This is a genomic window from Chloroflexota bacterium (genome assembly GCA_035652535.1).
In the GTDB taxonomy this organism is placed as follows: Bacteria; Chloroflexota; UBA6077; order UBA6077; family SHYK01; genus DASRDP01.
The window spans coordinates 1-10,422 of record DASRDP010000045.1 but is presented as its reverse complement, the minus strand read 5'-3'; the positions used below and the strand labels follow the sequence as shown (position 1 = coordinate 10,422).

The 10,422-nt window shown below is 66.6% G+C and carries 10 protein-coding genes and 1 rRNA gene; 7 read left to right on the top strand and 4 right to left on the bottom strand.

The window, feature by feature from the left end; translation table 11 throughout:
- Nucleotides 1-326, top strand: a 326-nt coding sequence (locus VFC51_05405) for an SUMF1/EgtB/PvdO family nonheme iron enzyme (GenBank protein ID HZT06445.1), incomplete at its 5' end; no start/stop codon positions are given.
- Nucleotides 327-459: 133 nt separating this feature from the next.
- Nucleotides 460-1,665: a Rieske 2Fe-2S domain-containing protein gene (locus VFC51_05400; GenBank protein ID HZT06444.1), complete on the top strand. Its 1,206-nt coding sequence runs from the start codon at nt 460-462 to the stop codon at nt 1,663-1,665.
- A gap of 50 nt (nt 1,666-1,715) precedes the next feature.
- Here the strand turns inward: VFC51_05400 and VFC51_05395 are convergent, their stop codons facing one another.
- From VFC51_05395 to VFC51_05385, 3 genes are read right to left on the bottom strand one after another with little or no spacing between them, the layout of a single operon-like run.
- Nucleotides 1,716-2,624 carry an ABC transporter substrate-binding protein gene (locus tag VFC51_05395; protein HZT06443.1) on the bottom strand — a complete coding sequence of 303 codons (909 nt, stop codon included), beginning with the start codon at nt 2,622-2,624 and terminating at the stop codon, nt 1,716-1,718.
- A gap of 60 nt (nt 2,625-2,684) precedes the next feature.
- On the bottom strand, nt 2,685-4,010 hold the full coding sequence (locus tag VFC51_05390) for an MFS transporter (GenBank protein HZT06442.1): 1,326 nt from the start codon (nt 4,008-4,010) through the stop codon (nt 2,685-2,687).
- A gap of 60 nt (nt 4,011-4,070) precedes the next feature.
- Nucleotides 4,071-4,316, bottom strand: coding sequence for a hypothetical protein (locus tag VFC51_05385; GenBank protein ID HZT06441.1), 246 nt, complete (start codon nt 4,314-4,316; stop codon nt 4,071-4,073).
- 142 nt (nt 4,317-4,458) lie between these two features.
- Between VFC51_05385 and VFC51_05380 the strand changes: the two genes are divergently transcribed.
- Entirely contained in the window at nt 4,459-6,036 is a 1,578-nt protein-coding gene (locus tag VFC51_05380) for a SagB/ThcOx family dehydrogenase (protein HZT06440.1), read from the top strand.
- Nucleotides 6,037-6,052: 16 nt separating this feature from the next.
- Here VFC51_05380 and VFC51_05375 read toward each other — a convergent pair whose 3' ends face one another.
- Entirely contained in the window at nt 6,053-6,595 is a 543-nt protein-coding gene (locus VFC51_05375) for a hypothetical protein (protein HZT06439.1), read from the bottom strand.
- A gap of 437 nt (nt 6,596-7,032) precedes the next feature.
- Between VFC51_05375 and VFC51_05370 the strand changes: the two genes are divergently transcribed.
- From VFC51_05370 to VFC51_05355, 4 genes are all read left to right on the top strand, one after another.
- Nucleotides 7,033-8,229, top strand: coding sequence for an aromatic ring-hydroxylating dioxygenase subunit alpha (locus VFC51_05370; GenBank protein ID HZT06438.1), 1,197 nt, complete (start codon nt 7,033-7,035; stop codon nt 8,227-8,229).
- Nucleotides 8,226-8,900, top strand: coding sequence for a hypothetical protein (locus tag VFC51_05365; protein ID HZT06437.1), 675 nt, complete (start codon nt 8,226-8,228; stop codon nt 8,898-8,900). The genes VFC51_05370 and VFC51_05365 overlap by 4 nt, the downstream gene beginning before the upstream one ends.
- A 32-nt stretch (nt 8,901-8,932) precedes the next feature.
- Nucleotides 8,933-9,799 (top strand): DUF1932 domain-containing protein, encoded by an 867-nt coding sequence (locus VFC51_05360; protein ID HZT06436.1) that lies wholly within the window; start codon nt 8,933-8,935, stop codon nt 9,797-9,799.
- Between the two features lie 129 nt (nt 9,800-9,928).
- A 16S ribosomal RNA gene (locus tag VFC51_05355) occupies nt 9,929-10,422 on the top strand; the annotation flags it as partial.

The following is a 10,422-nucleotide window of genomic DNA, read 5'->3' as shown; positions in this document are numbered from 1 at the left end:
TGGAGTCTGGCCTGTATCATCCGGCCTCCGCGGACGCGGTCCGCCGAGCCATCGGCGACTCCCTCGGGTCTGGAGTGGCGCGGTTCGATCAGATGTACGGCGACGTTTGGGAGTGGACGCAGAGCGCGTATCTCCCATATCCGGGCTATCGTGCGCCAACGGGCGCCCTGGGTGAATACAACGGCAAGTTCATGATCAATCAGATGGTGCTGCGCGGCGGTTCGTGCGCCACGCCGCGAAGCCACATTCGGCCCACCTATCGCAACTTTTTCCACGCTGGAGATCGCTGGCAGTTCATGGGGCTGCGCCTCGCCCGCGACGCTTAGGTTCGCCACCAACCCGCCCGCGGGCGATCCACGGGCCGCGATGGATCAACGCCGCGACACCGCCGGACGAGGTTGCGCCACCTTCGAGTTATGAGCAATCATCCCGGTGTCCAGTGACAGCAGGAGAACCGAGATGCTCACCGAGGAAGAGAACCGCATCCTGACCCAGGTCGGCCCGGGCACGCCCATGGGCGAGCTTCTGCGCCGATACTGGCACCCGATCGCGTCAGCCGATGACCTGGCGCGGGATTCGGTCCGGCCGGTGCGCCTCATGGGGGAGGACCTGACCCTCTTTCGGACCGAGGCGGGAGATCTCGGCCTCGTCACCGACCGGTGCGCTCATCGAGGCATCTCGCTGGCCTATGGGATTCCGCAGGCGAATGGCCTGCGATGCGCGTATCACGGGTGGACGTATGACACGGAAGGCCGAGTCGTGGAGATGCCCTTTGAGCCCGCGTGCCTGCCGCTCCGAATCCGCGCATACCGCGCGCAGGAGCTGGGCGGCCTCATCTTCGCCTACATGGGCCCGGAGCCGGCTCCACTCCTGCCACGGTGGGACGTGCTCGTCCGCGATGACCTGAAGAAGACGGCTCGGTTTACTGCGCTCCCCTGCAATTGGCTGCAGTGCATGGACAATTCGCTCGATCCCATCCATTTCGAGTACCTGCACGGCATTTACGGCAACTACGTGATGAAGCGCGCCGGCAAGCCTCCGATGGTGAACCCGGCCCGCCACGTCAGGATCGACTTCGACGTCTTCAAGTACGGCATCTACAAGCGTCGGCTTGTGGAGGGCCAGAGCGAAGACGTGACCGACTGGACGATGGGGACGCCGATCCTGTTTCCCAACATTCTGGCCGGCGTTGCCGTCGATGGGAGCGCCGGATATCAGTTCCGGGTGCCGGTCGACGACTCGCACGCCCTCAACATCAACTACAACGGGGCGGCCCTGCCGGTCGGAGAGCGGGGAGGGCTGCTCACCGTGAAGCACGAGCCCCTGCAGTACGACGACGCGGGGCGAATCGTTGCTACGTACATCACGCGACAGGATGAGATGGCCTGGGTGGCCCAAGGCCCAATCTCGGACCGCACGACCGAGCACCTCGCCACCTCGGACAAGGGCATCCTTTTGTACCGCAAGGTCATCCACGAGAACATCGAGCGGGTCGCGCGCGGGGAGGACCCGATGGGCGTCATTCGCGATCCGGCGGAGAATTTCCCCATGATCACTATTGACCGCAAGAGCACGCTCGCGGCATTCAAAGTCGGCGTGACGGAGAATCTCGGCGGGCCCGGCTACTACGTGGACGAGGCGGCATCGCGCGGGCCCGGTGCGTAGCGGCGCCGAACGGTCCTTCGGCGAGCTCAGGACGAATGGTCGCCCCGCCCTCAAATCTGCCAGAGTGGTGCGAGCTGCGTCGCGACGAGCGTCTCGTATTCCACAGGCTGCGAGAGCAGACCGGCCTCGAGGGCAAACCGGCTCGCCGCGTCCACGGCCGCGCGGGAGATCGCCGGATCGTAGAACTCGGCGTCGCGGGCGATGAGGTCGGCGATGATCTCGGCTTCCTCGGGCGGAAACCAAACCCGTCCAACCTTTGTCGCCTGGGCGGGTTCCGCACGAAGCTGGCGCTGCGTCGCGACGATCGCGCGAACCGCTGCTGCCGCCGCCTCGGGGTGGTGCTCGACGAAACGATCGGTGGCAAGAAGGGCGGGAAACGTGTAGTCGCGGGCGGCCGGCGGCCCGTCACCGCGGCGAATATCCAGCACGACCGTGGCGAGCCCGCGCCGAACCGCGTATTCGGCCCGCATCCCGTTGCCCCAGAATCCATCGGCCAGCCCCTGCTCGATGGCGTCCGCGCCGAGGCGCGCCCAGGTTCCTGGTGGATTTGGCGCGCGCACGAGCTGAATGCCGTCGCGTTCGAGGTCGAGGCCTGCGTCCTCTAGCACGCGCTTCAGAAGGAGCCCGGGGCGACCCGAGGCGCTGATGCGGCGGCCTTTCACGATGCTGAGGTCGCCTCGCTTGGGCGCGAGGTCCGCGCGCATGGCGAGGAACCAGTAGGTGTGCTGGGAGAGGGCGCAAAGGGCCTTGGCGCCGCGCCACTCGGGAAACGCGCTGAGGCCCGTATAGGGCGAGGCGCCGAGAAATTCGACCTCTCCGTCGTGAAACGCCGTCGCCGAATCCGTCGGGGTTGGGACGAATTCGACGTCCAGCCCCTGGGCGCGGAAATGGCCCAGCTCCACCGCGGCGATGGCGACGAAATAGGACGGGGATACGGAGTCCGAGACCGTTAGCTTCACCTCAGCTCCCCCGAGAGTGATCGCGCGCCCGAGTGGCCCCGCGGCGGACCGGGATGCGCATCATCGAATGGTGCGCGCGTGCGGGACCGCCACGAAGATGGCGACCGCGCCCGCGGCGCAAGCGCCCGACATCAGCGCCATCGCCCATGGCGCGCCCCAGGCTGCCGCGAGCGCCCCGATCATCATGGAGCCGGCGGTGTTGAAGACGTCCCGCTGTTGATAGACGCTCATGACGCGGCCGCGAATCTCCGGCGGCGAGTGGGCCTGAACGACCGTCTGGACCAGGGCGCTACAGAAGACGTTCGTGACGCCGATGGCGACCATGAGCGCCAGCGACACGGAGAACCATTGGGACACGGCGAAGGCCACCAGAAGGGCCCCGTACCCGAAGGCGCCGGAGACCATGAGGATTCCCTTGGGCAGGCGATCGCCGAGGGACGCGATCAGCACCGCGCTGAGCAGCGCCCCGATCCCCATGCTGCCCAGCAGGAAGCCCTGCCCGCTGGAGCCCGCGTGCAGGATATCCCGGGCAAAGATCGGGAGCAGCGTGGTGAATGGCCATGTGAGGAGGGCCACCATCATCATGACCATCATCGCTGTACGCACCGTTTCGTTCCGCAAGACGAACTGCCATCCCTCCACCGTACTGGAGAAGAACCCGAGTCGACCTGCTCCCCCGGAGTTCAGTCGGCGCGAGGAGCCCAGCTCGGGCCGAAGCTGCATCGTCCAGAACGTCGACGCTGCCATGAGCATCGCCTGGGCCGCATACGAGCCGCCCGTGCCCGCGACCGCGATCAAGATCCCCGCGACCGCCGGTCCGACACTTCGGCTGCCGTTGAACGCCACCGATCCGAGTCCGATGGCGTTCGTCAGGTCGCGCGGCGGCACCGACTCCGTCGTCATGACCTGGCGGGCGGGAAGCTGAAAGACCTGAACGACCGCGCCGGCTAGGGCGACGGCGTAGACGTGCCACGGATGCACCGTGCGCGTGAGGATGAGCGCCGCCATGATGGCGAAGAGCGCGGCGTTCGTGCTTTGCGCCGCGATGAGCTGCGTCTTGCGGCCGTATCGATCGGCAACGGTGCCCGCGATCGGCGAGAAGATGAGGAGGGGAACGACGCGAATTGCGGTCACGGACCCGAGCTGCAGGGCGGAGTCCGTCAGCTCGTACATCAACCAGCCCCGCGTCACCTGGTCCATCCATTGGGCGAGACCATTGCCGACCTGGCCGTACCAGAGCAAGCGGTACTGCCGATAGCGAAACGCTTGAAACGTGGGCAGGCGCACGAGAAGACGAAGGACGCCGCCAGGATCCTCGGCGGCCAAGCCGTCGCGGGCCGGCGGGTTGCCGTTTCGGACGGACTCTTCCGTGGCGGACTGTTTCAACGACCGCTCCGATCCGGATGTTGCGCTGGTCACGGGGCCGAGTGCCAGATGGTTGGGCGGCTATTCCCGCTCGCGCTGCGTCACATTGACTTTGAAGTGGACGTGCCCTTCACCAACTGCGCGCTCGAGCCCCTCCAGGGCCTTCTCGACCTTCTTCAGCGAATCGTTCTTGGGCTTGAGCTTGATGGCGTGGCCGTTGGGGCATGTGACGCGGTGCTCGCCCTGCACGTCGCCCAGCGTGGCCTCGACCTTTTCGCCGCATCGGGGACAGGTCACGCTGATCGGCGTGTTGAGCAGCTCTGACAACGGAGAGCCTCCTGAAGCGAAGTGGGGCGCGACCGGGATGGAAGTTGGCTCGATTATATGGACCGAAGGGCGTCGGAGGCGGTGATCGGGCCTGGAGAAGGATCGCCCCGCGCTCCGACCCGTATCATCGAGTGAGAGCCGAATGCGCAGCAGCGAGGACCAGTTGGCCAACGATGACGTTCAAGCCGCGTGGACCTACCACGAGCGCACGAAGCACTCGCCCGCCAGCGTGCGCGCAAGCGGACACCGGCTCGATTGGGATAACCAGCCGCGTCCGTACAAGCTGTATCGCGACGTGTCCGCCATTTCATTGCCTGGCGAACGGCCCGTGGCGCCAGTGTCGGCGTTCGACGTGCTCCTGGGGGGCCATACGGCTGGCGGGCGCGCTGATCAGATCGATTTCCCAACGCTCGCGACGCTGTTGCACTACTCGACGGGCATCACGAAGCGGCTGCGGTACCCGGGCGGCGTGATGGACTTCCGCGCCGCGTCTTGTACCGGCGCCCTGTACCACATCGAGGTGTACCTGGTCTGTCGTGACCTGCCGGGCCTGGAGGCCGGCGTCTATCAGTTTGGGGTCCACGACGCGGCGCTGCGTCGGCTGAGGCGGGGCGACCTGCGCGGCGCGGTCGTGGATGCCACTGCATCGAGCCGTGAAGTCGCCGGTGCGCCCGTCGTGCTGGTCTTCACCAGTACCTATTGGCGCAACGCGTGGAAATACCAGGACCGGACGTATCGCCACTGCTTCTGGGATCTGGGAACGATCCTCGCCAACCTGTTCACGATGGCGGCCGCCCATGGCGTACCCGCGTCGGTCCATCTCGGATTCGTTGACGCGGAGGTCAACCGTCTGATCGACGTCGACGGCGAGGGTGAGGCCGCGCTGGCCATCGTGGCGCTGGGAGCGCGAGGAGCCTCGACGCCGCCGACGCCGGCCGTTCCGTCTCTCCATTTGGACACGGTGCCTCTTTCGCCGCGAGAGATCGACTTTCCAGCAATTCGGGCGATGCACGCTGCTGCGTCACTGCACTCGCAAGCCGAAGTGGCCGCGTGGCGCGTCGCGGCCGAACGCTGCTTCTGGCCGCCGACGCCGGCCGAGGCGCCCGGGACCGCTGCCCAGCTCCCCACCCTCGGTCAGGCCGAGCTTCCTGGCCATTCCGTTGAAGAGGTCATCCTGCGTCGTGGCTCTGCACGCAGTTTTCGGGAGGAACCGATCCGCGGCGACCAGCTGGGCACGTTGCTGCGATGCGCCGCGGGGGAGATCCCAGCCGACGTCCCGTTCGGGCTTTCCCACGGGTGGAACACCGGGTACGTCATCGCGAACGCGGTGGATGGGCTCCAAAGCGGCAAGTACGCGCTGGAATCATCGGCGAGGGCCTTGGCGCTCTTAGAGGCCGGCGATTTCCGGGACCACGCTGGGAGGCTCGCCCTCTGGCAGCGGCTCGGGGCCGATGCAGCCGTCGACGTCTACTTTCTGGCCGACCTCCATCGCGCGCTCGACTGCATGGGGAATCGCGGGTATCGAGCCGCGCAGCTCGAAGCCGCCATCATCGCGGGACGCCTCTATCTGGCCGCCTACGGACTCGGTCTTGGCGCCACAGGGCTCACCTTTTTCGACGACGCGGTGGTCGAATTCTTCGGGCCCCATGCCGAGGGGAAGAGCGTCATGTTCTTGATCGCCCTCGGTCGGCCCGCGGTGCCTCCGCGACGCGGGCCGTGAGCGCTCGTCGGCAACGTCAGCGGGTGAAGGTGATGGAGAAGGTCTGCCCCGTCGACTGTTGAGACAACCGAAACGTCACGCTCCCGAGGTCACAGTCGTAGTCGACCGGCGAGCCCCCCTGTTGCTGCGTTGCGAACGGCATCGTCGCCGTGGTCGTGTTCCCGCGGAATGTCGTGGTCAACGTTACGGTGGAGTCGAGAACACTCCCGACGATGGATCCCGGCTGAGACTCGCTGAGCTGGCCGTGGACGGGCCCGTCCATCGACGTCGTGAACGTCTCACGCTCGGACGTGCCCGAGACGGTGAAGCCGTCGTACCTCAGGGTGTACGAGCCGTCGCCCTGGATAGCGAGGCTGACTCCCCCGGTCACACTGTCGATCTGATAGTTGGGGATCGTGGAGAACAGCGCGCGGTAGGTCCCCTCGATGTCGCTGGCCTGCCAATTCCCCAGGAGGCAGATCGGAACCTGGGCGCGGGCGGGCGTCGGGCCCGAGATGGGTGTCACCACGGCAACCAGACTCGCGAGGATCGAAACGATTGCGCGAACGAATCGATACATGTGGCCTCCATGGATTCATCCACGATGTGGCGGCTGCAATGGTACCCTCACCGGCCCACCACGTGGGCGTCCGCGTTCGATTGCCAGGCGCGGCACCCGGTACATCTCGCCCGCTGCGATCGTCCGCGGTGACGGAGGGATATGCTTGGCACGCCGACTGCCGCGGGCGGTCCATCATTGGAGATGCGTGGTATCCGCCGTGTCGCGCCAGTATTCGTGCCCTGGGGCGGCGCAACTCATTGATGAGCCGGAGCGTCATGAGAACGACGTCGAGGCGCCCATCCACGGCGTGCCAGTCGCGCAGCCTGAAGCGTGGTGCGGGGTCCGTATACTGACAACACGCGGTACTGGCGAACCTCACCGACCGTGCCTGTGGTCGGGCTGGCGCCGAACGGATCCTGCGACGCAGGCCACTCGAGAGCGGGAGGTAGGAAGCGATGGCGCTGACGGCTGAGCAGAACGAACGACTGACACGGGTCGGCCCGGGGACGCCGATGGGCAGCCTCCTGCGTCGGTACTGGCACGTCGTCGGGACCGTCGACGAGCTGGCGCGCGACCCGGTCCGGCCCGTGCGCATCCTCGGGGAAGACCTCGTTCTTTACCGCGACGCCTCTGGGCGGATGGGGCTCATCGGGCAGCGCTGCGCGCACCGTGGGATCTCCCTGGCGTACGGGATTCCGGAGGAGAATGGCCTGCGCTGCGCGTACCACGGCTGGACGTACGACGATCGAGGGCAGGTGGTGGACATGCCCTTCGAGCCCGTGTGCCTGCCGCTCACGGTGCCTGCATACCCCGTTCAGGAGCTGGGTGGACTCGCCTGGGGGTATCTCGGACCGGCGCCGGTCCCGTTGCTCCCTCGGTGGGACCTTCTGGTGCGGGAAGACCTGGAGCGGCAGGTCGGTGTTGCCCGACTACCCATGAACTTCCTCCAGGCCATGGAGAACAGCTTCGACCCGGTCCACTTCGAGCACCTGCACGGCGTGTTCGGCAACTACATTATGAAGAAGCAGGGGAAGCCGCCGGCCATGAGCCCGCGCCGGCATCTCAAGATCGAGTTCGACCCATTCGAGTTTGGCATCTACAAGCGTCGACTGCTGGAGGGGGAATCGGAGGAGGACGACGACTGGACGCACGGGCATCCGGTGCTTTTCCCGACGATCCTCACGGTAAACACCGGCGCGGACCCCATGTTCCAGATCCGCGTGCCGGTCGATGACGTCACGACACTCGCCTACTGGTACTTCACGAGACCGCGGCAGGCCGGTAGCGAGCCCCAGGCGCGTGTCCCGGTCTGGGAGAACCCGTTCAGAAATCCCGATGGCACGCTGAAGTGCGATACGACCAACTCCCAGGACATGCTGGCCTGGATCGCTCAGGGTGAGATCGCGGATCGGACCGCGGAGCATCTGGTCACGTCGGACAAGGGCATCGCGCTGTACCGCAAGATGCTGCTGGAGCAGATCGAGCGCGTAGAACGCGGCGAGGATCCGCTTGGCATCGTGCGCGATCCGGCCCGCAACGAGCCGATGATCGAGCTGAGGCGCGAGGGATACGCGATGCGCATCCTCGATGTGCGGTTCGACCTCACCTACTCACAGAATGCCGAGCTGAGCCACCGAGCTGGGCGGGGATGAGGTCCGCGCCGACACAGGTATGTCTCGAGGTCGGATCGCGCCGCACGTTCGCGTGGGCGCTGGAGTGGCCCGGGTGGTGTCGATCCGGCCGAGGCGAGGCGGCGGCGGTAGAAGCCCTCGCGGCCGTCGCTCCGCGATACGAACCGGTCGCCGCCATGGCCGACGTGCCGTTCGATCTCGCCTCAATCGTGGCGTTCGAGATTATCGAGCGGCTACCGGGCTCGGCCGGAACGGACTTTGGGGTCCCCAGCGCTTTGGCGGCGGCGGATGGCGCAGAGGTGTCCGCTGCGGACGGCGCGCGACTCGCCGCGTTGCTCGACGCGTCGTGGCGCGTGTTCGACCGCGTGGCCGGCTCGGCGCCTCCGGTCTTGCGCAAAGGTCCACGCGGCGGGGGGCGAGACCGCGACGCCATTGTTGCGCACGTGAGACAGGCTGAGGTGGACTACGCGCGGAAGATCGCCCTGCGCATCCCGCGCGGGGACACTCTGGCCACGAATCCAGCGGGCGAGCTCCGCGCGGCGATCCTGCGTGCCATCCGCGCCGGGTCTGGAGGGAACACGGCGGAAACGCCGTGGCCGCTCCGGTACGCCGCGCGCCGCATCGCATGGCACGTGTTGGACCATGCATGGGAGATCGAAGATCGGGCCACGGTGGACGTGCCCACGAGCTGAGCCGACAAGGTCTTGAGTAAAGGAGACGTGGAATGGCGACCGGGAGGACCGTCGCAATCCTGAGCCCGGGCGAGATGGGGACAGCTTTTGGTCGTGCACTGCAAGCGGGCGGGCACCGCGTGGTGACCTCGCTCGAGGGCCGGAGCGACGTCACGCGGCGGCGATGCGAGGCGGCCGGGTTCGAGGTGCGAGCGTCCCTGGACGACATCGCGCGCGAGGCGGAGCTGATCGTGGCCATCGTTCCATCGCTGTCGGCCCTCCCCCTCGCCAGGCGCGCGGGCGAAAGCATTGCGCGGAGCGGCTCGCGCCCGATGTACCTCGACGCGAACTCGATCGGCCCCCACACGGCTCGGGCCATTGGTGCTGCCATCGAGACGGCGGGCGGGATCTTCGTGGACGGGTCAATCATTGGGGCCGCGAGCGAGCTGCGCGAGCGGGCCACGGTGTACCTGTCCGGGGAACACGCGGCCGACGTGGCGGAGATCCTGGAGCCGGCGTTGGAGACGGCCGTTCTTGGGGACGAGGTCGGTCAGGCGTCGGCGTTCAAGGTGCTCTACGCGGGCCTCACCAAGGGGCTGAGCGCCATCGGCATAGAGCTGCTCTCTGGAGCCGCGAAGCTGGGGCTCCGGGAGCCGCTGCTCGAGAAGTATCGAACGTCCCAGCCGGGCATCTACCGGTTCTTCGAGCACACGCTGCCGGGCCTGCCGCCGCGTGCGGCGCGACGGTCGGAGGAGATGGTAGAATTGTCCGACACGCTCGAGCCGCTGGGCTTGAGTGCGAACATGGCACACGGCGCAGAAGCGACGCTGGCGAGGCTTGCCGAGCGCTACCGGACCCGCGGTGGCCCGGAGGCGGAAACGCTGGAAGCGCTCGTCGACTGGCTTGCGGCGCGGGATTGACACTGCGTCAAGTGCTTGGTATCCTTTCGATGCGCGTGCATCGCGCAGGACCTTAACAATCGAAGAGTGGTGAGGAGAGAAACAGACCCTCGTGATTCATGGAGTCCGCGGAGCGGGCTTCAGGGAACTTCGATGGAGAGTTTGATCCTGGCTCAGGACAAACGCTGGCGGCGTGCCTAAAACATGCAAGTCGTACGCGCCGACTTGTCGGCGAGTGGCGGACGGCTGAGTAACACGTAGGTAACCTACCCTCGAGTGGGGAATAACCCTCCGAAAGGAGGGCTAATACCGCATACGATCGCGCTGCCTCGGCAGTGCGAGGAAAGCCGCGAGGCGCCCGAGGATGGGCCTGCGTCCGATTAGCTTGTTGGTGGGGTAACGGCCCACCAAGGCGACGATCGGTAGCTGGTCTAAGAGGATGATCAGCCAGACTGGGACTGTGACACGGCCCAGACTCCTACGGGAGGCAGCAGTTAGGAATCTTGGGCAATGGGCGAAAGCCTGACCCAGCAACGCCGCGTGGGTGACGAAGGCCTTCGGGTCGTAAAGCCCTTTTGCACGGGAAGATGATGACGGTACCGTGCGAATAAGCCCCGGCTAACTACGTGCCAGCAGCCGCGGTA